This is a genomic window from Dyadobacter sp. SRI_021 (assembly GCF_057586235.1).
Genome location: NZ_JBYCZM010000003.1, coordinates 260095 through 283890 on the forward strand (window position 1 = coordinate 260095; position 23796 = coordinate 283890).

Annotated in this window: 19 protein-coding genes; 13 read left to right on the forward strand and 6 right to left on the reverse strand. The window is 49.4% G+C overall.

The features are described from left to right. Nucleotides 1-281 precede the first annotated feature (281 nt). The 6 genes from AC2YIT_RS10435 to AC2YIT_RS10460 all read left to right on the forward strand — a co-directional run bounded on the left by AC2YIT_RS10435 (nucleotide 282) and on the right by AC2YIT_RS10460 (nucleotide 9069). On the forward strand, nucleotides 282-3377 hold the full coding sequence (locus tag AC2YIT_RS10435) for a SusC/RagA family TonB-linked outer membrane protein (RefSeq protein WP_487279134.1): 3096 nt from the start codon (nucleotides 282-284) through the stop codon (nucleotides 3375-3377). Between the two features lie 13 nt (nucleotides 3378-3390). Beyond that, nucleotides 3391-4986, forward strand: a complete 1596-nt coding sequence (locus tag AC2YIT_RS10440) for a RagB/SusD family nutrient uptake outer membrane protein (protein ID WP_487279135.1) — start codon at nucleotides 3391-3393, stop codon at nucleotides 4984-4986. Nucleotides 4987-5135: 149 nt separating this feature from the next. Then, complete coding sequence (locus AC2YIT_RS10445) at nucleotides 5136-6575, forward strand: sulfatase family protein (RefSeq protein WP_487279136.1); 1440 nt, start codon at nucleotides 5136-5138, stop codon at nucleotides 6573-6575. Nucleotides 6576-6629: 54 nt separating this feature from the next. Continuing rightward, the gene (locus AC2YIT_RS10450) at nucleotides 6630-6878 is read left to right on the forward strand and encodes a hypothetical protein (RefSeq protein WP_487279137.1); all 249 of its coding nucleotides are present in this window, start codon (nucleotides 6630-6632) and stop codon (nucleotides 6876-6878) included. Beyond that, on the forward strand, nucleotides 6875-7246 hold the full coding sequence (locus tag AC2YIT_RS10455) for a type II toxin-antitoxin system VapC family toxin (RefSeq protein ID WP_487279138.1): 372 nt from the start codon (nucleotides 6875-6877) through the stop codon (nucleotides 7244-7246). Before AC2YIT_RS10450 ends, AC2YIT_RS10455 begins: the two co-directional genes overlap by 4 nt. Nucleotides 7247-7623: 377 nt before the next feature. Further along, nucleotides 7624-9069, forward strand: coding sequence for an arylsulfatase (locus tag AC2YIT_RS10460; RefSeq protein WP_487279139.1), 1446 nt, complete (start codon nucleotides 7624-7626; stop codon nucleotides 9067-9069). A gap of 58 nt (nucleotides 9070-9127) precedes the next feature. On the opposite strand, the gene AC2YIT_RS10465 is transcribed toward AC2YIT_RS10460, so the two are convergent. Continuing rightward, nucleotides 9128-9745 carry a response regulator gene (locus tag AC2YIT_RS10465; protein ID WP_487279140.1) on the reverse strand — a complete coding sequence of 206 codons (618 nt, stop codon included), beginning with the start codon at nucleotides 9743-9745 and terminating at the stop codon, nucleotides 9128-9130. Nucleotides 9746-9795: 50 nt separating this feature from the next. After that, complete coding sequence (locus tag AC2YIT_RS10470) at nucleotides 9796-11727, reverse strand: tetratricopeptide repeat-containing sensor histidine kinase (RefSeq protein ID WP_487279141.1); 1932 nt, start codon at nucleotides 11725-11727, stop codon at nucleotides 9796-9798. Nucleotides 11728-11930: 203 nt separating this feature from the next. On the opposite strand from AC2YIT_RS10470, the gene AC2YIT_RS10475 reads away from it, so the two are divergent. Together AC2YIT_RS10475 and AC2YIT_RS10480 are read left to right on the forward strand one after the other, a co-directional pair. Beyond that, complete coding sequence (locus AC2YIT_RS10475; RefSeq protein ID WP_487279142.1) at nucleotides 11931-12356, forward strand: hypothetical protein; 426 nt, start codon at nucleotides 11931-11933, stop codon at nucleotides 12354-12356. Nucleotides 12357-12396: 40 nt separating this feature from the next. After that, a complete protein-coding gene (locus tag AC2YIT_RS10480; protein WP_487279143.1) occupies nucleotides 12397-13302 on the forward strand; it encodes a hypothetical protein in 906 nt (301 codons plus the stop codon). A gap of 487 nt (nucleotides 13303-13789) precedes the next feature. On the opposite strand, the gene AC2YIT_RS10485 is transcribed toward AC2YIT_RS10480, so the two are convergent. Further along, nucleotides 13790-13936, reverse strand: a complete 147-nt coding sequence (locus AC2YIT_RS10485; protein WP_487279144.1) for a hypothetical protein — start codon at nucleotides 13934-13936, stop codon at nucleotides 13790-13792. A gap of 24 nt (nucleotides 13937-13960) precedes the next feature. Here AC2YIT_RS10485 and AC2YIT_RS10490 point away from each other — a divergent pair, with 24 nt between their 5' ends. The 3 genes from AC2YIT_RS10490 to AC2YIT_RS10500 all read left to right on the forward strand — a co-directional run bounded on the left by AC2YIT_RS10490 (nucleotide 13961) and on the right by AC2YIT_RS10500 (nucleotide 16321). After that, nucleotides 13961-15061, forward strand: coding sequence for a sterol desaturase family protein (locus tag AC2YIT_RS10490; RefSeq protein ID WP_487279145.1), 1101 nt, complete (start codon nucleotides 13961-13963; stop codon nucleotides 15059-15061). A 199-nt stretch (nucleotides 15062-15260) separates the two neighbouring features. Next, on the forward strand, nucleotides 15261-15698 hold the full coding sequence (locus tag AC2YIT_RS10495) for a DUF1016 N-terminal domain-containing protein (RefSeq protein WP_487279146.1): 438 nt from the start codon (nucleotides 15261-15263) through the stop codon (nucleotides 15696-15698). Next, nucleotides 15626-16321, forward strand: a complete 696-nt coding sequence (locus AC2YIT_RS10500; protein ID WP_487279430.1) for a PDDEXK nuclease domain-containing protein — start codon at nucleotides 15626-15628, stop codon at nucleotides 16319-16321. Before AC2YIT_RS10495 ends, AC2YIT_RS10500 begins: the two co-directional genes overlap by 73 nt. On the opposite strand, the gene AC2YIT_RS10505 is transcribed toward AC2YIT_RS10500, so the two are convergent. Continuing rightward, nucleotides 16303-16800 carry a DUF1579 domain-containing protein gene (locus AC2YIT_RS10505; protein WP_430844495.1) on the reverse strand — a complete coding sequence of 166 codons (498 nt, stop codon included), beginning with the start codon at nucleotides 16798-16800 and terminating at the stop codon, nucleotides 16303-16305. The two genes, AC2YIT_RS10500 and AC2YIT_RS10505, sit on opposite strands and share 19 nt — an antisense overlap. 217 nt (nucleotides 16801-17017) lie before the next feature. Here AC2YIT_RS10505 and AC2YIT_RS10510 point away from each other — a divergent pair, with 217 nt between their 5' ends. After that, on the forward strand, nucleotides 17018-18037 hold the full coding sequence (locus AC2YIT_RS10510; RefSeq protein WP_430844496.1) for a GlxA family transcriptional regulator: 1020 nt from the start codon (nucleotides 17018-17020) through the stop codon (nucleotides 18035-18037). Between the two features lie 55 nt (nucleotides 18038-18092). On the opposite strand, the gene AC2YIT_RS10515 is transcribed toward AC2YIT_RS10510, so the two are convergent. Further along, nucleotides 18093-22268, reverse strand: a complete 4176-nt coding sequence (locus tag AC2YIT_RS10515; RefSeq protein ID WP_487279147.1) for a carbohydrate-binding protein — start codon at nucleotides 22266-22268, stop codon at nucleotides 18093-18095. A gap of 145 nt (nucleotides 22269-22413) precedes the next feature. Continuing rightward, nucleotides 22414-22674: a filamentous hemagglutinin gene (locus AC2YIT_RS10520; RefSeq protein WP_430844499.1), complete on the reverse strand. Its 261-nt coding sequence runs from the start codon at nucleotides 22672-22674 to the stop codon at nucleotides 22414-22416. Nucleotides 22675-22835: 161 nt separating this feature from the next. Here AC2YIT_RS10520 and AC2YIT_RS10525 point away from each other — a divergent pair, with 161 nt between their 5' ends. Continuing rightward, nucleotides 22836-23789, forward strand: a complete 954-nt coding sequence (locus AC2YIT_RS10525) for a YjgN family protein (protein ID WP_430844500.1) — start codon at nucleotides 22836-22838, stop codon at nucleotides 23787-23789. Nucleotides 23790-23796: the final 7 nt, after the last annotated feature.

A 23796-nucleotide genomic window follows, 5' to 3' on the forward strand; every position in this document is an offset into this window, starting at 1 on the left:
ACTGATAACCACCAACCCAAACTGCCGCATGAACCTTTTCCGATCATCCCCATTCTGCTGTTGTTGTTAACCGGCAACAGTTTTGTTTAAACGTTCTTCTTTTACTTACCGGCGATTCGCGCCAGCCCGACGGACCGACAGCTCTGTTTCAAAAAACAGGTTTATGGCTTATCGTCCATTGTCAGCCGAAGGCCAGTAGCAATCGGCGGTCGGCTGTCAAGAATCTCGACGTAGTTGAATCTCCTGATTACCAGAATCCAGCCCCATTTTTACTAATTACTATGTTCCAAAATCTATCCAGAAATGCTCTTTTGAACAGAGGCCGGTTACTTGTGGCCTTGTCGCTCTTCGGCCTCAGCGCCTTAGCCCAGAACGTCACCGTGAAGGGCACCGTGACGTCCGCAACCGACAACGGTTCGCTGCCAGGCGTCAACATTGTGGTTAAAAACACGCTTACCGGCACATCGACCGACGCCGATGGCAAGTTCGAGATCAATGCGCCATCGAATGGCACCCTCGTTTTCTCCGGAATCGGGTACGTTACCCAGGAAGTGCCTGTGAATGGCCGGGCCACGATCGATATCAAACTGGCTGCGGATACAAAGCAGCTGGAAGAAGTGGTGGTGGTCGGTTACGGTACGCAAAAGCGCAACAGCATGACCAATTCCGTGTCGCAGATCAGTGGCGAAGCCATTACCAAACGGCCGGTATCGAATATCCAGCAGTCGATGCAGGGCCTTATGCCGGGCGTAACCGTGCTCGACCAGGGCGGTTCGCCGGGTAAGTCGAATACCAACATCCGCGTTCGGGGTATTACTACTTTTAATATCAATGGCAGCAGCACCAGCGGGTATGATTTGGGTAAAAACGATGCGCTCGTGATCGTGGATGGTATTGAGCAGCGTTTGAGCGATATTAACCCGGACGATATCGAGTCGGTTTCGGTTTTGAAAGATGCTTCCTCAACCGCCATTTACGGCTCCCGCGCGACAAACGGGGTTATCCTCGTTACCACCAAACGTGCCAAAGGAGGCAAAGTGCAAGTGGATTACAATGGTTACTACGCCATTCAGAAGTCGAATAATGTGCCCAAAATGATGGGGATCGAGGCTTACATGCGTGAGCAGGTAGCCGCCTACACGAATGCGGGCCTGCCGGTGCCGGCGCGTTTTACGGAGGAGTCGATCCAGGCATATGTAAATGCGACCGACCGTGAGAAGTACCCGATGCCCAACACCTGGTTTGAAACCATGCTCCGCTCGGCTCCCCAGCAGAACCATACCATTTCGGTAGCGGGCGGCACGGATGTGATCCGTACACGCTTGAGCGCTCGTTTCCAGGACCAGCAGGGTGTCATTGCGGGTTATTCCAATAAAATAGGCGAGTTCCGCCTCAATACCGATTACACGGTTTCGAAACGTTTACGCGTGAGCGGAGACATCAACTACCGTTACGCCCGCGCATTGAACCCGACCGTGAACAACACGGGTAACAACCCGCAGCCGTTGAACAACTTCTTCCACGGTACATTGTGGGCGGTACCTAAATATGCGGATGGGACGTACGGATTGAGCACGCAGGGTAACAACCCATTGATGTTCAATGAAATCGGCGGGCAGTCGCGGCAGGTGACCGATTACCTGGCGGGTTATGTCAAGGCGGAATTTGATATTATCGAGGGACTGACATTCTCTACGCAAATCGCAGGCCGGGGGACATTCACGAATCAGAAGAACTACACCAACGCCTATACCAATACCGATAAGAACACCAACATCACGAAAACGGTGGCGATCAACTCGCTTACCGAAGTCCGCAATACGTTACGGGAATACACGATCAACAACTTGCTGACTTATGAAAAGAGTTTTGGCAATCATGGCTTAAAGGCATTGGTAGGTTACTCGCAAATCGGGAATACGCAGACTTTCCTTTCTGCCTATCGCGAGCGGTTCTATAACAATGATATCGGGTCGATTGGTCAGGGTGCGAACGATGGTACCAAAAGCAATGCAGGTAATGATGCCGAGTATGGCCTGCGCTCTTATTTTGGTCGTGTGAATTACGATTATAAAGAGAAATACCTCTTTGAAGCGAACGGCCGCTATGATGGTTCTTCCAAATTCACAGGTCCCAAACAATACAGCTTTTTCCCTTCATTCTCGGCGGGATGGCGCATTTCGAAGGAGAATTTCTGGCAGGGATTGGAAAAGACTGTCAATGACCTGAAACTGCGCGGCTCGTGGGGGATTACCGGAAACCAGTCGGTGGATTTGTACAGCTACTACTCCGCATTGACCGCCCTCGGGTACAGCTTCGGAGGTACGCCCGTGCAAGGCTACCGCCCTACGACCCTGGCCAATACCAACCTCGGCTGGGAATCGACCACCCAACTTGACCTGGGTATCGACGCGACATTCCTGCACAAACGGTTGACATTCACCGCAGATTATTACCGCAAGCTGACCGACGACATTCTCCTGAACCTCGATATCCCTGCGACGATCGGTTTGAAAGCGCCGCCGCAGAATGCAGGATCCGTAGAAAACAAAGGCTGGGAGTTCAGTTTGAATTACCGTGGCGCGTCGAGTGCTTCCGGCTTCCGTTACACGCTCGGCGGGAATTTGAGTATTAATGAAAATAAAGTGGTGGACCTGAAAGGTACCGGCCCGTATATCACCGGTTCGGATATCGACCCTCGTTATATTATTGCCAAAGGGTTGCCTATCAACACGCTATGGGGCTACCAGACCGACGGTTTATTCCAGACCCAGCAGGAAATTACCGAGTATAAGGCCACCTATGCGGCTAATACCAAGCCCGGCGACGTGAAGTATGTCGATCGCAACGGGGATAAGAAGATCAATGCCGACGATATGACGGCCATCGGTAACTCGTTCCCGAAATACACATTCGGTTTGAATGGCGACTTCTCTTACAAAGGTTTCGACCTGAGTATTCTCTTCCAGGGCGCAGCGAAGGTGGATGCGCGTCTCGCGGGGGCATTGGCCGAAATGGGGAACCAGGAAGGTTTCACCCACGAGATTTATACCAATGATTACTGGACACCCGAAAACACGGGTGCCCGCTTCCCGCGCCCGGTGAAATTCGACCTCCGCAACGTGGCTACTTCCGACCGTCTGGTAATCGATGGTTCCTATTTGCGCCTCAAAAATGTACAGCTGGCCTACAACATCCCGGGTGAAATCGTGAGCAAACTGCGCGTGAGCCGCGTTCGTGTTTATACATCGGCTACCAATTTGCTCACCTTCTCGAAACTGAATGAATGGAACCTCGACCCCGAAGTTCCCTCCGGCCGCGCAGTGTATTTCCCGCAGACAGCCTTGTACACATTTGGGTTGAACCTCTCATTCTGACCGCATTGATTTTATGAAAACAAATACATTCAAACATACCATTTACGCAGGTATCGCTGCGCTCGCGCTCGGTCTTGCTTCGTGCGACTCCGGCTTGCTGGAAACCGTTCCTAACGACCGTCTTTCCGAAGATTTATTCTGGAAAACCGAAAACGATGCCAAACTAGCCGTAAACTCACTTTACACGGACCTGGATAGCACCACGGCCGCGACCTGGGACGGCATTACCGACCTGGCACATACCAACCAGAGCTTTAATGTGGCCGCCTACATCGAGGCGGGAAGTTACGATGCGACGAGTTCGGTGATTTACGACGAATGGAAACGGGCCTACCGAGGCATTCGCGGCGTGAATTATTTTCTGGAAAATGTCGATAAAGTACCGAGTACCAATGCCGCATTGATCAATCAGCTCAAAGGCGAGGCGAAGGCATTGCGTGCCTACCATTATCTGAAACTGGCCGGTTTGTTTGGTCCGGTGCCGCTGGTGACGTCTTCGATCAGCATTGATGAGGGCCGGACATTGGTGAACACGCCGGTGGAGGAAATCTGGAATTTTGTAGAAAAAGAATTGACTGAAGCTGCGGCGCTGCTGCCGGCAACCTATGGAGCTGCCGACAAAGGCCGCTTTACCAAAGGCGCTGCGCTAGGCCTTCTTGCGCGTGCGGACCTGTATGCGGGACGTTACCAGAAGGCCGCCGATGCTGCCGACCAGGTGTTTAAGCTCGGGGTGTATGGTTTGTATGATTCTTATGAAAAGCTATACAGCTATGCCGCGGAGAATAACAAGGAAGTGCTTCTGGATAAACAGTATTTGAAAGATGTGTATCAAAACAACGTCTTCAACTTGCTCGCACCATATAGCCAGAAGAACGCACAGAGTACCTATGTCCCTACAAAAGCATTGGTGGATACCTATGAAACGCTTGAAGGCAAGAAAATCACAGATCCTTCGAGCGGGTATGACCCGGCTAAACCCTATGCCAATCGCGATCCGCGTTTGAAATTCTCCGTTTTCCTTGAAGGCGACGCGTTGCCGAGCGGGATTACTTTCCAGCCCCGCCCGACGAGCACCACCGCGGACGCGATCGGAAGTACCTACATTGCCTCTACGACTGGTTTTAACATTAAAAAGTATATCAATACCGAGGATTTCGCTAACCCTACCAACAGTGGTATCAACATTATCTTGTTGCGCTACGCCGAAGTATTGCTGACTTACGCCGAAGCGAAAATCGAGCTGGGGCAAACTGACGCGACTGTACTGGCGGCGATTAACCAGGTTAGAAATGGCCGGACGGACGTAAAACAGCCTTCGGTAACCGCTACCACGCAAGCGGCATTGCGGGAGATCGTGCGCCGCGAGCGGACAGTGGAGCTGGCATTTGAAGGGCAGCGGTTGTATGATATCCGCCGCTGGAAAATTGGCGAGCAGGTGATGAACGGGCCGGTGTTTGGCATCACTTATCCGGATGCTACGGGTAAACTGGTTACGGTGCAAGCCGCATCCTCCGATCGGGTTTTCGATGCGGGCAGACATTATCTCTGGCCCATACCGCAAAAAGAGCGTGATTTGAATCCGAATCTGAAACAAAATCCGAACTGGTAATTACTTTTGAGCAATATGGCGCCAAGCTCCTGCTTGGTGCCTACTATTGTTCAGCCTCCGGCTGGCAGACGTAATTCCGGCCAGAGGCCTGCAAATACTAACGCCAAGCCAGAGCTTGGCGCCATTTTACCTAAAACCACCTTAAAAACATGTTTAGAGTACTTTCTCTATTGCTGGTATCAATGAGCCTGTGCCTGCTGATGGCCTTTCAATCCGAAAAACCGGCAGCCAAAACACCTAACATCGTCCTCTTTTTCATCGACGACCTCGGTTACGGCGACTTGTCTGTCAATGGCGCATTGGGCTACAAAACGCCTAATCTTGACAAAATGGCCACAGAAGGGACGCGTTTTACGAATTTTATGGCCGCACAAGCGGTGTGCAGTGCATCCCGTGCCGCCTTGCTTACAGGTTGTTATCCCAACCGCCTGGGCATTTCGGGAGCGTTCGGGCCCAATGCGGGTGTTGGTCTCAATCCCAAAGAAGAAACCATCGCCGAACTCGTAAAAGCGCAGGGTTATGCGACGGGTATTTTCGGTAAATGGCATTTGGGCAGCGATCAGGAGTTTTTGCCTTTGCAGCAGGGCTTCGATGAATATTACGGTGTGCCCTATTCGCACGACATGTGGCCGCTGCATCCATGGCAGGAACGCGCGAAATATCCGCCACTTCATTGGATCGATGGAAACAAGCCGGTGAAGGAGATAAAAAACCTCGAAGACGCCAGCGAACTGACGCCGGTAATTACCGAAAAGGCAATCTCCTTTATCAAAAGAAAGAAAAACAAACCTTTCTTCCTGTACGTACCACATCCGCTACCGCACGTGCCGTTGGCTGCTTCGGCAAAGTTCCGGGGTAAAAGTCAGCGAGGTATTTTTGGGGATGTGATGATGGAACTCGACTGGTCGGTAGGGGAGATTATGAAGGAGCTCAAAGCGCAGGGATTGGATAATAATACCCTTGTAATTTTCACCAGCGACAATGGCCCCTGGCTCAACTACGGCGATCATGCTGGTTCTGCGGGCGGTTTCCGCGAAGGCAAAGGCACCTCTTTCGAAGGCGGCCAACGCGAGCCGTGCATTATGCGCTGGCCGGGCGTAATTCCCGCGGGCAGGGTTTCCAACAAACTCCTCTCGACGCTCGATATTCTGCCTACCATTGCCAAGCTAACCGGCGCAAAATTGCCGAAGGAGAAAATAGACGGCCTCGATTTTACCGCATTGCTCAAAGGCGACGAAAGCCAGACGCCGCGCGAAAGCTTCCTTTACTATTATCGTAAAAACAGCCTCGAAGCTGTCCGTAAAGGCGATTGGAAACTCGTTTTCGCTCACCCGGGACGTACCTATGAAGGTTCATTGCCAGGCAAAAACGGTCAGCCGGGTCCGGCGCCGGAGGATCATCAGTTCCCGAAAGCGCTCTACAACCTCGCCCGCGACCCAAGCGAGCGCTACGATGTACTGGAACAAAACCCGGAAATAGTAGCCGAACTCGAAAAAATCGCCGACGCGGCGCGTGAAGATATGGGAGATGATTTGCAGCAAAAGACGGGTAAAAACGTTCGGGAGATAGGGCGTACCGTTCGTAAATAAGGATTGCATTTCAGGAGTACTTATCTTAAATTTACTTAACATGTAATTCAAGCCATGGGTACTCCTGTAATTTCTCAAAAAGAGTTTGACGCATTGAAAAGGGAAAACGAATTGCTTAAAAGGCAATTGGAAGCCTTGCATGATAAAGAATTCAGAGACAAGCTGGAATGGGCCTATCACCTGTTTCAGGAATCCCCGAATGCGTCGAAACTTGAATTGAAAAGAGGCTCAGGCAAAAGCATTATATCTCGCGTTCCCGACAACTTTACGGATGAACTAACGGATTTTAATGCACTTGAATGAGAATACTTCTTGACACTCACATCCTTCTTTGGTTTCTGACTGATGACGAAAGGCTGAGCCAAACGCAAATCGAATTGATCGAAAATAAACAAAACGAGCTTTTTTTCAGCATTGGATCACTTTGGGAAATCGCCATCAAAGCCGGTTTATTGAAATTAACAATCCCGAGCCCCATCGATCGCCTGGTGCCGGCGGAAGTGCAGTTGGTTGATATCAAAATCCCACATTTGGGTGCATATCAGGAGCTTCCCCTGATACACAAAGATCCCTTCGATCGGTTACTTATTGCGCAATCGCAGGTGGAGGACTTCTGGTTATTGACCGACGATAGTAAGTTTGACCACTATTCGGTTAAGCTACTCAAATAGCAGAGAACATTAACCGTCAAAAAAACACAAATTGTTTCCCGAAGCATTTGCTTGTTCGAAGTATTTATCCTTACTTTGTCTATCAAACAAGTAGATTATATCAAGCTTCTGCTTCTCAATATTCAGTACGTATCTGCTTTCCGATACCCTAAGAGACAGTCCAGGCTCGACTTGCCGGAATTTTCGGTGGTTGTCAATTCATGCCGGTCGTCCGGGCTGTCGTAGGGTATCGGGAACAAAGATACACCGCAATTTACAAATCTGGTTACCATTGCCGAAACAGGCTATTCTTCCCAATTTTAAAGGCGTCACCCACGTTGAATTCAAGTAATCCAAGGGCTGCAATGTCTTTCTGAAGTGTATTAATCTACTCTATAATGAAAAAGTATCGTTTTCTGGTTTCCCTCCTTGCCACACCGTTCTTTTGCCACCATTCCCAAGCCCAGTCGCCGAAACCGGCGCGCCCGAATATCGTTTTCATACTGGCCGATGATCTTGGCTATGGTGATGTAGGTTTCAATGGACAAAAACTTATCAAGACACCCAATATCGACCGTCTCGCAAGGGAAGGGATGATTTTTACCCAGTTTTACGCAGGTACCTCCGTATGCGCGCCTTCGCGGTCGTCGTTGCTGACGGGCCAGCATACAGGGCATACTTATATACGCGGGAACAAAAGTGTTGAACCCGAGGGACAGCAACCGATCGCCGACTCTGTTGTAACGCTTGCGGAAGTTCTTAAAAAGTCGGGATATGTGACGGCGGCTTTCGGGAAATGGGGCCTGGGGCCTGTCGGCTCGGAAGGCGATCCGAATATGCAGGGTTTCGACCGTTTTTATGGCTACAACTGCCAAAGCCTGGCACACCGTTACTATCCTGAGCACCTTTGGGATAATAGCAAGAAAATCCTGCTGGAGGGAAACAAAGGACTGGTCAATAATAAGGAATACGCGCCTGACCTGATCCAGAAAAAAGCGCTCAGCTTCGTAGATGCTCAGGATGGCAAGCAGCCCTTCTTTTTGTTTTTACCTTATATACTTCCACACGCGGAGTTGATGGTGCCGGATGATAGCCTGTTCAGATATTATAAGGGTAAATTTGAAGAAAAACCATACAAAGGGGCCGACTATGGCCCGGGTGCTACCGGTGGCGGATATGCGTCGCAGGAATTCCCTCATGCTACCTTTGCAGCGATGGTGGCACGTCTGGATCTGTACGTAGGGCAGGTTGTGAATAAGTTGAAAGAGAAAGGTCTTGACAAAAACACGCTGATTATTTTCACAAGTGATAATGGTCCGCATATCGAAGGCGGCGCCGATCCGAATTTTTTCAACAGCGGCGCCGGGTTTCGGGGTGTAAAACGGGATTTGTATGAAGGCGGCATCCGCGAGCCATTTGCCGCGCGTTGGCCTGCTGTTATCAAGCCCGGTTCTAAAAGCGATTACATCGGCGCATTCTGGGACATACTCCCCACTTTTGCGGAGCTGGCTAATGCGTCAGCACCCCGTAATATCGACGGCATTTCATTCACAGATGCATTGAAAGGCAAGCCTACCCAGAAAAAACATGACTACCTCTATTGGGAATTTCACGAGCAGGGCGGCCGACAAGCTGTTCGGCAGGGTAACTGGAAGGCCGTGCGTTTAAAGGCAGCCGGCAATCCCGACGCGCTGGTAGAGCTCTACGATCTTTCGAAAGACCCGCAGGAAAAAAACAACCTGACCCCGCAGTTCCCCGAAAAGGCGAAAGAACTCGGTCAGATTATGAACCGGGCGCATGTTTCGTCGGCCATTTTCCCGTTCGGGAGTTTGGCGACTAACTAAGCCAAAGAAGCCCTGACCATATGACGATGATCAGGGCTTCTTTGCAATAAAAGGCTTTTCAAATCAACCCCAGCCCCGCGGCAAGTTTGATCAGCGAAGCGGTATTCGAAACTTCAAATTTGATCAGAAGGTTCTGCCGATGACTGTTCACAGTGGTAACGCTAATAAACAGCTGCTCTGCGATTTGTGGATTGGTGAGTCCTTCGGCAATCAGTAGCAACACTTCTTTTTCGCGCCTGGTTAGAAATGGCACCGTTTTAGGTGCGGTGGCCGGCGTTACCTGGTCGAACTGGACATTCATAAAATAGCCGCCCGCCTGCACCTGCGCGATAGCTTCGAGGATATCCTCCTTCCCCGAGCTTTTGATCAGATAACCCGATGCCCCGTTCTGGATCATGCGCGAGACGTAGGCGCGCTCGTTGAATGTGCTCAATGCAAGTGTTTTTACCTCCGGAAACTGGTCTTTTACCTTTTTACAAAGGTCGATGCCGCTGATGTCCGGCAGGTTGATATCGAGAAATGCGATGTCCACTTCGTTGTTTTTCAGGAATGCGATGGCATCGATGGCGTTGGTCGCGGTTCCGACGACCTGCACCCCTTCCGAGTCGGCGAGCAGCGATTTTAATCCTTCCAATACCAGCGGATGATCATCCACGATGAGGATTCTGACACTCATAATTTCTTTTTTATTTAGGTTAAAGCCATTTCTGGCATTGATATCGGTCATTAAAGTACAATTTCAACCAGTACCGATGTGCCTTCGCCCGGTTTCGACTGGATGTCGAGCGTACCATTCAGGTAATCCACACGGGCTTGCACATTACGAAGGCCGGCACCTTTATTCTGTTCGAGGTTTTTAATGTCAAAACCTTTGCCATTGTCCTCCACAGTTACGCTCACGTGATTTTCGACCCAGGTAAGTTGTACCTGTGCTTCACTGGCGTCGGCGTATTTGAGCACGTTGTTGAGCAGCTCCTGGATGATCCGGTAAAGGACCACTTCCACCTGTGAGTCGAGGCGCTTGTCATCGAAACCAAAGGCCTGCATGTGTACTTTCAACCTGCCCGAGGCGCTGATGCCTTCGCAAAAGTCGCTTAGCGCGTCGATTAATCCGAACCGTACAAGCGATTCGGGCATCATACTGTGGGCTACGCGGCGCATTTCGCTGATTGCGCCGTCCAATTGGGTTAGAGCCCTTGTAAACGTCATGGCGCTTTCTTCGGGCAGGATTACATTTCCTTTCACTGAGTTCAGAGTTAGTTTGATGCCTGATAATAGTCCGCCCAGACCGTCATGCAAGTCGCGGGCTACGCGGGTGCGTTCTTCTTCCTGTCCTTTCAAAATAGAATTGGTGGCTACCAATTGTTTTTCCTGCTGCAATTGCAGTACTTCCTGCTCGGCCACGCGCCTGCGGAATGCAATGTTCCTGTAAACCAATATTGCGATTATGAGCAATCCGACAAGCCCGGCGATGAGGGCGTAAATCAGCGTGGTGCGTGTTTGCTTCTCTTTTTCAAGCGTTACGATCTGGTTTTCTTTCTGTGCTGTCAGGTACTTCGTGTCGAGCTCCTGCAATTGTTTTTGAATATCGATTCCCTGAATGGAGTCGTTCAGGATCGAGTACTTCATCAGGTAGTCGTATGCGCCTTTGTAGTTGTTCTGGCGGGCGAGGTCTGTCGCGTAATCTTCGTAAAGTTCCACCAAATGGTCGGTCATATTATTGGCCTCCGCGATCGTGAGTGCTTCCTTGGTGTATTTGGCCGACAGGTCGATTTTTTTTGCATCCTCGGCGAGGAACATCAGCGCTCTCAGGCAGTCGAGTTCCAAAAATACATTCCCTGATTTCCTGGCAAGGTCAAGTCCTTTTTGGCCGTAGATCCAAGCCTCATCCAGGTTTTTAAGAAGCCGGTTGGTGCGGCAAAGTCCCGCGTAAGCCTGCGTAATGAAAATGTCCGAATGGATTTTTTCGGCAACTACCAGCCCTTCTTTGAAATGGGCGAGGGCTTCATCGTATTTTTTGAGATTGAAATAACAACCCCCGATATTGGTCAGAATATCGGTTAGTTGCAGGCTGTCCTTCATCGGCCGGGCAAGCTGTAATGCTTTTTGTTTGTAAACCACCGACTTATTGAAAAGATTGGCATGCTCGAAAGCTGTACCGATACTGATATAAAGCCGGGGCAGAAACTCCTTCATCCCCAACTTATCAAACTGGCTGGCCGATTGCTGGTAGTATTTGATCGCTTCGGTGAAATTGCCCATATAAGTGTAGCTGGTTGCGATATTGGCGTAGCTCTTGCCAATATTCACCTGGTGTTTCATCCTTTTCGCTATTTCAAGGCTCTCGCGGTTCAATTTCAACCCTTCCTCGAATTTTCCCTGCAAATTGAGAATATAGGTGTAGTTCGATCGGAACTTGAACCGGCCGATATCATAGTTCAATTGTTCGCTGAGGGCATCCGCCTTCAGGTAATATTTAGCGGCGCTGTCGAGGTTCTGGTTTTCGAGATACTGCCCGTATTCAATATACGCGAGCACGCGGTTGGTATCCTGCTTGCTGGTCTGAATGCGTTTCAGAATCGCATTGGGGTCGGGGCTCTGTGCAAGCGCCCGGGTGCATAAAAAGGTTATAAAAAGTGCTCGTAAATATAATTTCATCGGACCCGGAGAGTAGAATGGATGGGAAAATTACGGTGGCAAAAGTCTGAAATAAAACCTTTTAATAATATCCTATAAACATATGATTTTCGAAAAATCATGCTTTTACAGGATTGATCTGCGGCTTCCGGACAGGCTACCTTTGTCATGTCGAAAGGCGAAAATTATCTCATCCATTATCCATTTTCAAATCCAATACAGCCATGAAAAAAATGACATTCTTGAAAAACATTTTCGCTCTGTTGTTGCTCAGTACATTAATGTTCGCTTGTGAAGACAAGGACAAAGACGTATCCCCGGAACTAAGCTCGAAAGTGGCAGGGACTTATAAAGTGACCAAGTTGACGGTCGACGGCGATGACTATCCGCTCGAAATAGGCAAGGCCAGCATTACGATCCAGCTCGACAAGTTTTCTTCGGAAGTAGTGACGGGAAAAATGAAAGTAACGCTCGACGGCGACCGCGAGCCGGACGAAGACCTTGGAACCCTGAACCTGAAAAATGCCGGCAGCACAGGCATCGATATTTACGAAAACACGGAGAAAGTAGGGAACCTGAAAGATGATAAACTGAATATTTTCGTGGTATTCGAAGGACAGGAAGTTGAGATGATCGCGACAAAGCAATAAGCATTACAAATGCAGATTACCCTTGATTACAATTACAGCCATGAAAAATAAAATCATCCCTTTTTTCCTCTATGCGTTTTGCATTGCATTCCTGAACTTCACCTTCAGCGATGAGTTTGAAGAATACGGAATCAGCCAGAAGGATATTCAGAATCGTCTCTGGAACGTTTTACAGGCCCCGTCGGTAAGTGTGCCGTACTTGGGGAGTTCGGTGAAATCGGCGTGCCGCTCGCTGGCACCCGAGGCGCAGGCGACGGCCATTAAGAAAGCAGGTGCTTTTGTGAAGACTTATTTCAATTCCGAGGACTTTCAGAAACGTTACATCGACGCGATCGTGAAGAAATACCCGAAACTGGAAACTACCGTGAGCGAACAACGCAAAGCAGAAATCAGGGCAAACCGATTGAAAGGTGTACAAGGGTTGCAGGCGAAGGATATGGAGCCGGTGGTGGATATTCAGATCCAGTCGGCAGAGACATTTGTGGGTATGGAAAGCATGCTCAGCAGTATTCCGGCCGAACAGCGCGCGGATTTCAAGAAGCAGATCGAGGATGGGAAGCGTAATGCTGCGTTCTTCAAGAAGATCAAACCGCTTTTGAAAACCAATATGGAGGAATTTAAAAAGCAATATGCCGAATATCTGGCGGCCGACGAAATCCGGCAGTCGGAGCAGACGCTGGCGCGCAATGCGAAAAGCAATGCCGACGAGTACGAGAAACTGAAAGATCCGAAAAAGGTACTTACTGCACGGCTGACAGATTTCCTGAACCAAAGCAAAGGTGTGGATTTCGCGGCGCAGACGAAAGAAATGAACGGTCGTAAGAAGTTTGTGAATGCGGCCTACGAAGGTAAAAGCGATGTATGGAAGTTCTGTTACCGCATGGGCGCTACGCCCACCAATACTGCCCGTGCATTCGCGCAGCAGTGGCTTACCGAATTGAAATAAATTGGTTTATATAAGGATGTACAGAAAGGCGCTACTGGCTCCTTTTCTGTCTGATCCGTGGCCGGCAGCGCGTTACTGTCGCCACGGATTTTTTTATTTTTCAAGAAAATTAGGCAAAGCTATTGCATTTTAAAAAACATTAAACTTACTTTGTCTATCAAATAAGTATACTACTAAAAAAACAAAGCTCCTGAACCACCCTGAGCTGAGTATTAATCCAGGCATCTTATAATATGAGCGCGGTTAATTTACTTTGTAAGGCCCCATTGAGGGAAGTGGTAGGGTGTACCTTCACGCTTTGTTTTCATTCCGGTTGCTGTTGTTGAAACGGCAATCTATCCCTGACATATATCGGAAATATCCCGCCTGACAGTCATGGCTGATCATCTGAAATTTTCGGTGGTTGGCGATTTCAGTTGCCGGCTGTGCTGTCCCGGGGTATTTCCGCACCCATATTATCTGCTGCGTTTATACTAGACCGGTACTACTACACTACTTGCAATATGTTCACATTCTCAGACGTGGTGCTGCTCGCGAGGAAGATCGCCGTCGGCATACTGCTTACAATAATTCCCTTTGTACTGATCGCCGGAGGTATTTGGCTGGCGTGGAAATTCTTTATCTGATCGCTCATTTCACCATAAAAATTTAGTCACGCATGAAAGTGGATAATGCATTGGCCCGGAAAATTACCCGCGACGGCCTGATCAGCGTGGTGCTTTACCTCGCGCCCATCGTTTTGATGTTTGCCAGCTTCCAGATTTTCGATTACCGGCCGTGGGAAGGAAGCAACCAGTTTCCTTTCAAAGCGCCTGCTTTTGTTGAGGCGGTTTTCAAAAACCTGAGTAGCTGGGGGTTGCCCGTGATCGTGCTCGTGCTGGGCGTGATCGAATTTGCGGCCGGCTTATATGAAAACAAATGGACCAAGAACGAGCGGATTCTGGATATTGTCTGCTTTGTGGTTCCTAAGCTGATTATCCGGCCGTTTGTCGCCTATTTCGGATTGAAATTCCTTCCGCTGGTCTTGCCTGATGCGAAAAATGCATTCGAATGGGTACCCTTCTGGTGGGCATTCCTGATCATCGCTGTGGCCGACGACCTCACGCAATACTGGTACCACCGCCTGCACCACCAGGTGCCCTGGTTGTGGCGCTTCCATCGCACGCATCATTCCGCCAACTACATGGGAATGGCCATGGCGAGCAGGCAGAACGTAATCTACACGCTGTTTTTCTCCCAAACCTACCTCACCGTCGCGTTGACTTACCTGGGCCTGGGTTATGCCGCCTTATTTGTGAAAGTGATCAAATCGTTCATTACTACCGGCGCGCATTCGAGCATTCCCTGGGACAAGCCTTTCTATGAAATTAAATGGCTGAAACCGATCGGCTGGGTATTGGAAAGACTGATTTCCACGCCCGCCACACACCATGCACACCACGCCGACACGACCGACGACGGGATAGGCTATTACAAAGGAAACTTCGGTAATATGTTCTTTCTCTGGGATATCATTTTCGGGACCGGCATCATCACCCGCAAATACCCGTCATCGTACGGCATTAAACATTACCAGGAGGAAGAATGGTACGCGCAGTTTATGTGGCCCATTTTCAAATCCAAGAAGGAAGGTAGTGAGCTGTCGCACAATGGACCGGTTGTTGGTGACGCGGTACCGGACACGCCGGAACCCATTACGCTTCAACCTGATATTGCAACAAACACTACTGTGGCAGTGCCGACTGCCGCAGTCGCTTAAAATTCTCAGATGACCATTGGCTCGACCGGTGGTCATCTTTTTTTGTTCATCTCAAAGCTTTCAAATGCGAAGGTAGCTCAGCCTCGCTGATCGCTTTGAAAGCCTCTTGAGAATAAATTCATACCATTTGAGAATTGGATTTGGTGGAGTAAGGGAAAGTGTCAGATATTCTGGCCTTCTCATAAAAACTTCATCAATCATGACAAACTTTGATTCGCTGGTGTCGACGATTCAAGATACCAATTTTACCCTTCAACAAAGTGCTTCCAAGGCTATCAATAGGTACCTGACCATTCGAAACTGGTTGATTGGCTTTCACATTGTGGAATTCGAACAGAATGGCGAAGATCGCGCGCGGTATGGCCAGCGGCTGGTCGATGATTTGGCCGATGCATTAAACATTGCCGGCCTCGGTGGCAGAAATTTGAAACTGTTCAGGCAATTCTATTTGACCTATCCTCAAATTATGCAGACGCTGTCTGCACAATTGGGAAGTATTGGAATGGCACAGCTTAACGTTTCGCTTAGGAGTATTCCCGTCTGTCATTCTCACACCTCACCCTGCTGCTTCCCCTCCGTGAGCCTGAAAAGCGGGCATTCTACGAACGACAATGCATCAAAAGCAATTGGAGCGTAGCCGAACTGAAAAGGCAAATCAATACCCTTTATTACGAACGTTCTGGTATTAGCCTCGATCCTGAAGCATTGGCTCGGAGTGTGGAGGAGCACGCAGAGCGCCCCTGCATCACCGATATTATCAAATCCCCCTTCACTTTCGAGTTTTTTGGTTTAAAAGCCAAGGATGTAGTTTACGAAAACGATCTGGAACAAGCCCTGGTTGATAACCTGGAAGCATTCCTGATTGAACTGGGCCATGGTTTTTGCTTTGAAGCCAAGCAGAAGCGGATCATCATCGGGGATGAATACTTTTTTGTCGATCTCGTGTTCTACCACCGTATTTTGAAATGCCATGTTTTAATTGAGCTGAAAACCAATGAAGTCAGGCACGAACACATAGGGCAGCTTAAAACTTACATTAATTACTACAAGAAAGAAATAATGGCCCAGGACGATAATCCGCCAGTGGGATTATTACTGGTGACGGATCAGAACCGGGCACTGGTTGAATATGCAGTAGCCGACAGCGATACGCAGTTGTTTGTCAGCAAATATGCCGTGAATCTTCCCAGTAATGAGCAATTACAGAACTTTATCCAGAATGAACTGACCCAAATGCATGATCAACGCACGCGTTTGTAAACGGTCTCTGTCGCTTTGTCTTCCTGCCCTTCCGGCGAGATGTTATAAGCGGTTATGACCAACGTATCGGCGTCTTGCAGCTCCGCAACGGTACGCCAATTCCAGGGGGCGGGGTATTCGGGGACGCTGTATTGTCCCAAAACCGAAAAGCCATTTCCGGTAGGCGTGCCGTTGGAGAGCATCATGCCGGTACCCATGTGAAAGCTGTCAATCCAGAATGCCTGTGCATTGCTGTTGGGAATGTCAAAACCGTAAATGGCGATGCCCTGGAAAGGTTTGCCATTAATGCTGCCCTCATATTCATGCAGTAGAAAACTGCCACCAAGGATGGCTTTAATGGTTCCTTTCATTTCGGATTCGTCGGCGAGGACGTTCGGTTCAAACCAGGTTTTAGTGAGCCCTTGCCAGCTGCCGGTCAGCGCCTGCAACTGGTGATGTACTCCGGATTCCAGCGATGTTTCAAATTTACTTTTGCTCATAAGGATTCAGATTTAGCTTGCCACGAAAGGTATACGAGCGCATTCGTGCTCATTCGTGTCTTCGTGGCAAATAATTGTTAATATAACCATTCAAAATTTAAGAAAAATGAGATGGGAAGCAACTGCTTAAAACGACAATCGAGAGGGGTATTTGGGACAAAATTTCTATATTGGTGCCCGCTTTGACCTGAATGTCAAAGATTAAACCATCAACAACATGTTACAACTAGGACTATTAATTACCAACCGGCACCGCTTATTGAGCGTAGCAGCGATCCTCGATGTATTCGAATCGGTGAACAGCTTCTACGAACGGGCTAACCAGCCTCATTTTTTCAACATTACACTATTCTCGCCCGATCCCGAGCCGGAAAAGTTCTACGGAGCTTATCCGATGAAATCGATTAATGAGTTTACCAAGCAGGACCTTATCCTCGTGCCGGCATTCGGCTCGGGTGATGTGCAGCTTTCGATTATGAGCAACCAGGGATGCATTCCCTGGCTTTGGGAACAATATAAAAATGGCGCCGAACTGGCCAGCTTCTGCACGGGCGCGTTCCTGCTTGCAGCTGCGGGCCTGCTCAACGGCAAGCATGCCACCACGCATATAGACGCAGCGGAGGTGCTGGCTTCCAATTTCCCGGATGTCATCATGAAGAGCGATGCAGTGGTGACTGAAGACAAAGGCATTTTCACAAGCGGCGGGGCTACCAGCAGTTTCCACCTCATGCTTTACCTGATACAGCGCTTTTGCGGAAAGGACCTCACTTTGCGGACCGCCAAAATGTTTGCCATAGATATGGATCGCGAGCAGCAAACCTATTTCGGCACGTTTTCGCCGCCCCAGAACCATGGCGACGGACTGGTGAATATGGCGCAGCGGAAAATCGAAAAGGAATACCAGGAGGGCAGTACCATCGAAGTACTCATTCAGGATATTCCGGCAAGCCGCAGAAATGTGGTACGTCGTTTCAAGCAGGCAATCGGCGTGACGCCCATCGAGTATTTGCAGCGGACACGCATCGAGGCGGCCAAGAAATTGCTGGCGCAAACGGATCAGAGCGTACTCGAAGTAATGCTGAATTCGGGTTATAACGATTTAAAATCCTTCCGGCAGTTGTTCAAAAAAAGTACGGGCGTAACACCGAAGGAGTATCGCGATAAGTTCAATATAGCCAGACTGGAAACCGGCGGGCGCTGGAACCGGCGCATGAGCGGTGCCGCTTACCTCGATTAAAACCAAAAGCCCGGACATAACGACCCGGGCTTTTGATTGCTATGACGTTCCGCTGTCAATTAACCTTGGCGATCTTGCGGAATGCACGGTCACCGCCTTGCTGGATTTCGACAACGTAAATGCTGGCAGGCAGCTGTGTAATGTTTACTTGGTGCGAAAAGCGGTTCGCCGTTTTATTCGCTTGCATATTCTTGTAAAGCGTTCCCGATTTCGCGTCAAAAATGCGGATTTCGATTCGGCCGGTTTTTTCGTTGGCGAGGTCGATGCTGATGAAGTCGGAAGTGGGATTGGGATAAACTTTTGCTTCTGCGTGGAGTGATACCTCTTCCTTTGCAACGGGTGCTGCCATTTCTACGGCTGCCTGTCTCGCATTCTGGCTGTCGGCAGCGAGGACGAAAATCGGCGTTTCCCCGGCGGTAACGGTTACCTTACCATCCACAATCGGCAGTTCGGTCATGGCCATGTTATCTGCGCCGGCGGTAGGTGTGTAAATCCGGGCTGTGCCCGACTGGTTGAGATTTACGGTATATTCGGCGGTTCTACCTATTTCATCGGGGACTGTCAGAATGAAAAGCGACTTGCCGTTCAGTTCATAACGGTCAACGATCGGGTCGTTGTTGATCGTTTCCTTGTATTCGTATTGTCCGAACAGTTTCTGTGTTTGCAGAAAGTAGTCGGCAGCTGGCCGGCGGGTTTGGTCGTTGTTAATGAACCCTGCAGACGCGAACATTCCACCGCCGCCGTTGTCGTCATACATTTGATAGAAAAACAATTTCTCAACGCCATTGCGGGCGGTGAACAGCGAAGTGCGCAGGATCCAGTCGGCCTGCGTTTGCAATGCAGATTTGTTGCTGATAGGAATCGCCTTCAAGGGGCTGTCCTGATGTACATCATAGCCGGCTTCCGTGTTCCAGACTGGCAGGTCATTAGACACTTCGCGGGTTACTTTGACAAAGTTTTCGAGGATTTCTTTTGCATTGGTGACCTCCGGTGCCGCGCCGCGGGTGGAGGTACCGCTCTGGTTCGATGACGCATTGTCGGTATAGAGATGGAAATTCACCACGTCCCAGCAGAGGTTTACGGTGCCGTCGGTATTATAGCCGCGGAACTCCTTACACCAGTCTACCATTCCTTTTACAAAATCGGGGCCGGTAACAAGTCCCGCGATCACCACTTTCATATTAGGATCGGCATTTTTAACACCTACGCCGGCGCCCATCGTATTCTTGTGGCCATCGTAGAATGCCGACATGTTCGCCGCATATTCGCGGGCTGTCTGATAACCTTTACGGCCTTTCCACCATTTGTCTCGCTCATTGTCGCATTCGATGTATTTGATAAGGTTCAAGCCAATTTTGACCGTGTTAACCGGGTCGTTGGTCCATCTAGGAGTTGTTGAAACGCTCAGCAGCGAAGGGTCGACATTGGTATTGCTTCCGTAACGCGCTGCATATTGAAATGCAACTTTGGCTTGCTCGATGTAAGAAAGGGGATCTGCGAAGTTCTTTCCGTAGCGTACCGGCACGTTTTCGGGGTCGCGCTGGTCTTCGGGATAAGTCTCGCGCATCCAGGCCGGCTGTGTTTTGAGACAAGCCAGCACCTCAATACCTTCTTGTTTGCAACGTTCGTAAATCAGGTCATAATTCCAGCTTCCGCTTAATGTCGGATTGTAGGAATAAACGCCCTCCGAAGATTCCAGCTTTTCCCAGTCCATGTAATGCCGCAGGCCAGTAAAGTTTTTGGCGACCTGTACTTTCGATTCAACGAGCGACTCGGTATGTACCCCATCCTGGAAATACCACTCATAACCGTTCACGCCGAGCATGTCATTCAGTGTAATATGTTTGGTACGGGCAGGTTTTGGAGTTTCGGTTCCAGGCGTGTAACTTCCGTAGAACTCGATTTCCGTTGGTAATGTGTTCGACATCGTCATTACCAGGTAGCGGATATTACTCATTGGCTGATCGAGTTTGAACTGGGCGTCGCCGGACAGTTGGCGATCGGGGTAGGGGCCTACCCAGCCGTTATAAATCTCGCCTGTGAATGTTGCCACCGGAATGCGCTCCCATTGATCCGTGATCACGGACAGTACCAGCGGAAAATCCTGTGCGGTACCTGTGAAATCAAAGAATTTGACACCATTGAGCGTAATCTGTTCCCCTTCTTTCACCGGATAATAGGCCTCATAATTGTTGATCACCTTGCCCCAGCCAGTGAGCACATTCTCCTGGGTATTGCCGTCAAACAGTCCGTCGAGGCCGTTGGCTGCATTGGTGAGCTGGTACCAGCGTTTCGGATCGATCGGGATTTTGGCGCCGAGAGCCGGATTATTGGGGTTCGAATTGTCGGAAACAGTAAATGTCCTGGCCACGTTGTCGGCCGTCAGATAGTTGTTATTCCCGGCTTGGGAGGCGGTAATGGTCACCTGTCCGGCAGTATGAATGGTTGCTTTCCAGATACCAGTTGCATTCGAGACGGATACGACCGAAGGATTGGAAGAAGTAAACAAAACAGGTGTTTCCCGGTTCGTGCTGCTGGCGGTCAGGTTGAATGAACCATCGGTGAGGTTTTTATCTGAAATCGCTTCAAATGTAATCACCGACTGTCCCTGAACAGAGCCGGGTATTACTTCAAACCAGTTGAAATTGAATGCACCGCGGTTGGCGAAGATGCGGAAAATCTGGCTGCCGGCTTCCAGCTGAACAGTCGTGCGAACGGTGGTGTAATTCTGCCAACCGCCGGTTTGGGGCACATCCACGCTGCCGAGTATAGTACCATTGGTGTTTTTGAACTGAATATGCCCATTACCCCACTGGTTGGCTACCCTGAAATTGACGGTATAGGTACCAGCCGTTGGTACATTCACGTTGTAATCCATCCAGTCGTTGTCGTCAATGTAGTTCACATTGATGTTCCCATCCACGTCGCCAGTAGCCTCCGTGCGTACGTCCGACGCCACATCAAAGCTCTCGGCTTCAATTCGGTTCGTTAATGCCCGGGATTCTTTGGCCTCAAACCAGTTGAAGTTCCATCCGCCCTTTGTGGCGAAAATCCTTAGCCTCTGGTTTCCCGCGGGGAGCGATGCCAGCATACTGACGGTCTTCCAGCCCTGCATTCCACCCGTTTGCGGCAATAGAATGCTGCCCAGCTCCACACCATCGCTGTTTTTCAGGGCAAGCATGGCCTCAGGGCTGTATCCATTCGCGATGCGGTAGCTGAATGTAAAAATGCCCGCTGTCGGAACATGTACATCATACTCCATCCAACTGTTATCCTCGATCCACTCCACATTCTGGCCGCCGTCGGTATCCTCGGTATTTTGAAGCTGTACGCTATAAAAATCGTTGAAACTTTCCGCCTCTACTTTCGCGGGAAGGATTGTACCAGTGATAGGTGCGCTGGCAGAAACAAATGCAAACCAGTTAAAATTAAACGCACCATTTCGTGCAAAAAGCCGGATCACCTGACTGCCGGCCGGCAGGGGAACGGTGGTAGTAATGGTCACCCAGTTCTGCCAGCCCCCTGTTTGGGGCACATTTACTTGTCCGAGCACGGTACCTGCTGCATTCTGTATCTCGATGACGCCGTTTCCGTAGGCATTGGCGACCCGGAACTGAATTTCATAATCACGTGCGTTTGGGAGACTAATGTTGTAGTCCATCCAGTCGTTATCATCGATATAACCGACATTGAGGCCGCCACCTTCATCGCCCGTAACTTCCGTACGCACCTCGTACATCGCATCAAAGCTTTCCGCTTCGACTTTGCCATTCGCTATGGGGCGCGAGGTGTTTACTTCAAACCAGTTGAAGTTCCAACCGCCTTTTTCAGCGAAAACGCGAATTAATTGATCTCCTTGTGGAAGTAATGTGACTATCGAAACCGTTTGCCAGCCTTGCATGCCGCCGGTTTGCGGAAGCACAATCCGGCCAAGCGAGGTACCTGTTGCCGATTTTAAAACCAGCGTTGCTTCGGGGCTGTACCCGTTCGCAATGCGGAACCTGAACGTGTAGTAGCCCGCCGAGGGCGCCTGGACGGCATAATCCATCCAGCTTCCATCCTGAATCCAGCCGACATTCTGGCCTCCGTCGGCGTCCGAAGTGCTCTCGGTGCCAACGGCATTCATTGCCGTGAATTCTTCCGCTTCAATCTTTCCGGGGAGTAGCTTATATGACTGTGCCTGAATAGAGAAGGAGATGAGTAAAAAACAGAGTGTAAAAATTTTAGCCATTCGTCGGGTCTACAAATAAATTTGAGTGAAGATACGATGAATTTAATTCCGGCTACAATTTTTGTAGTAGTTTTTATGGGGTTAATATGAAAGGTAACTGCTTTATTATGAAAAACTTCAAAATAATACACTTTGTAAAATTGGGTTACTTAAATGCAGGTATACCAGGCTCTTCCCCAGGCAAGGGCTCCACTTCGGGGACGATAGGTTCCACTGGTGGCAGCTCGGGCTGTGGTTCTACCGGAGGCGTCTCCGGCTCCTTCTCATAAGGAGGAGTTTCCTCAGGTATATCGGGGGAGGGTACCTCAGGTCGGGGATCGAATGGAGGCGTTTCACGCGGGTCACTGGGGTCGCCACCGCCATCCATAGCGTCCAGGTACTCGTTTGCCAATTGATAAATATCCATGATTTCCAGTTGTTTTGATGAAATGAATGTCAGCCAATGACTAAAATAACTGTGCCGAAAGGTAAATATCGCCGTAGTTTTTGTGCCCGATAACGTACGATTCATATAATAGCACGTTGAAATCTTTATATTTGACCTTCTCCAAATTCAAATCTAACTAAATGGAACAGCAAGAAACCCGCCAGCTTACCTTTCATGGAGAGGGAGCCAAACTCTTCGGAATTTACATCGTCAATATTCTTTTGACCATCGTGACGTTCGGGCTTTACTACCCGTGGGCAAGGGCTGCATTGTTGAAATACATGTATGAGGAGTCCGAGTTCGAAGGAAGCCGTTTTACATTTCATGGGACGGGTAAGGAAATGTTTATCGGTTTTATCAAGGCGATCGGGATTTTCGTGGTGCTTTATTGCATTCTGCTCGGTGGAATCGCGACACAAAAACCAACGCTAATGATGATCGGTCTTGCCGTTTTCTACATCGGGTTTCTGTTGCTAATCCCCATTGCTATCCATGGCGCGCTTCGTTACAGAGCTTCGCGATCATCCTGGCGGGGCATTCATTTTGGTTACCGTGGTGACAGAAAGGAGTTATTGAATACGTTCATTATCGGGAGCATCATTACCCTCATTACATTCGGTATTTACGGCGCATGGCTTATTATTGAACTTAGAAAATACATTTTCAAGAACCTGCGGTTCGGCAACATTACATTTTCATACGAAGGGGAAGGCGGCGCTTTTTTCTGGTTGAATATAAAGGGGTATTTCCTCACACTGCTGACTTTGGGGATTTACGCTTTCTGGTGGGTAAAAGACCTTTTCAATTACTACGTGAATAATATCCGCATGTATCAGGGCGAAACGCGGCTGGCTTTCCGCTCGACGGCCACTGCGGGAGGGTATTTTAAGCTTCTCATCGTCAATGTGCTGATCATCGTTCTGAGTCTCGGTTTGGCCACACCCTGGGCAATTGTGCGTACCATGCAATTTGTATTTTCAAATATCCATATCGACGGGCCGCTGGATGTCGATGCAATCATTCAAACCGAGGCTGATTATACCGATGCAACCGGTGAAGATCTCGCGGATATGATCGATATTGGGATTGTTTAACCGACCT

Coding starts and splice junctions, on each gene's coding strand:
- AC2YIT_RS10435 (WP_487279134.1), top strand. CDS start 282: ATGTTCCAAAATCTATCCAGAAATGCTCTTTTGAACAGAGGCCGGTTA.
- AC2YIT_RS10440 (WP_487279135.1), top strand. CDS start 3,391: ATGAAAACAAATACATTCAAACATACCATTTACGCAGGTATCGCTGCG.
- AC2YIT_RS10445 (WP_487279136.1), top strand. CDS start 5,136: ATGTTTAGAGTACTTTCTCTATTGCTGGTATCAATGAGCCTGTGCCTG.
- AC2YIT_RS10450 (WP_487279137.1), top strand. CDS start 6,630: ATGGGTACTCCTGTAATTTCTCAAAAAGAGTTTGACGCATTGAAAAGG.
- AC2YIT_RS10455 (WP_487279138.1), top strand. CDS start 6,875: ATGAGAATACTTCTTGACACTCACATCCTTCTTTGGTTTCTGACTGAT.
- AC2YIT_RS10460 (WP_487279139.1), top strand. CDS start 7,624: ATGAAAAAGTATCGTTTTCTGGTTTCCCTCCTTGCCACACCGTTCTTT.
- AC2YIT_RS10465 (WP_487279140.1), bottom strand. CDS start 9,745: ATGAGTGTCAGAATCCTCATCGTGGATGATCATCCGCTGGTATTGGAA.
- AC2YIT_RS10470 (WP_487279141.1), bottom strand. CDS start 11,727: ATGAAATTATATTTACGAGCACTTTTTATAACCTTTTTATGCACCCGG.
- AC2YIT_RS10475 (WP_487279142.1), top strand. CDS start 11,931: ATGAAAAAAATGACATTCTTGAAAAACATTTTCGCTCTGTTGTTGCTC.
- AC2YIT_RS10480 (WP_487279143.1), top strand. CDS start 12,397: ATGAAAAATAAAATCATCCCTTTTTTCCTCTATGCGTTTTGCATTGCA.
- AC2YIT_RS10485 (WP_487279144.1), bottom strand. CDS start 13,936: ATGAGCGATCAGATAAAGAATTTCCACGCCAGCCAAATACCTCCGGCG.
- AC2YIT_RS10490 (WP_487279145.1), top strand. CDS start 13,961: ATGAAAGTGGATAATGCATTGGCCCGGAAAATTACCCGCGACGGCCTG.
- AC2YIT_RS10495 (WP_487279146.1), top strand. CDS start 15,261: ATGACAAACTTTGATTCGCTGGTGTCGACGATTCAAGATACCAATTTT.
- AC2YIT_RS10505 (WP_430844495.1), bottom strand. CDS start 16,800: ATGAGCAAAAGTAAATTTGAAACATCGCTGGAATCCGGAGTACATCAC.
- AC2YIT_RS10510 (WP_430844496.1), top strand. CDS start 17,018: ATGTTACAACTAGGACTATTAATTACCAACCGGCACCGCTTATTGAGC.
- AC2YIT_RS10515 (WP_487279147.1), bottom strand. CDS start 22,268: ATGGCTAAAATTTTTACACTCTGTTTTTTACTCATCTCCTTCTCTATT.
- AC2YIT_RS10520 (WP_430844499.1), bottom strand. CDS start 22,674: ATGGATATTTATCAATTGGCAAACGAGTACCTGGACGCTATGGATGGC.
- AC2YIT_RS10525 (WP_430844500.1), top strand. CDS start 22,836: ATGGAACAGCAAGAAACCCGCCAGCTTACCTTTCATGGAGAGGGAGCC.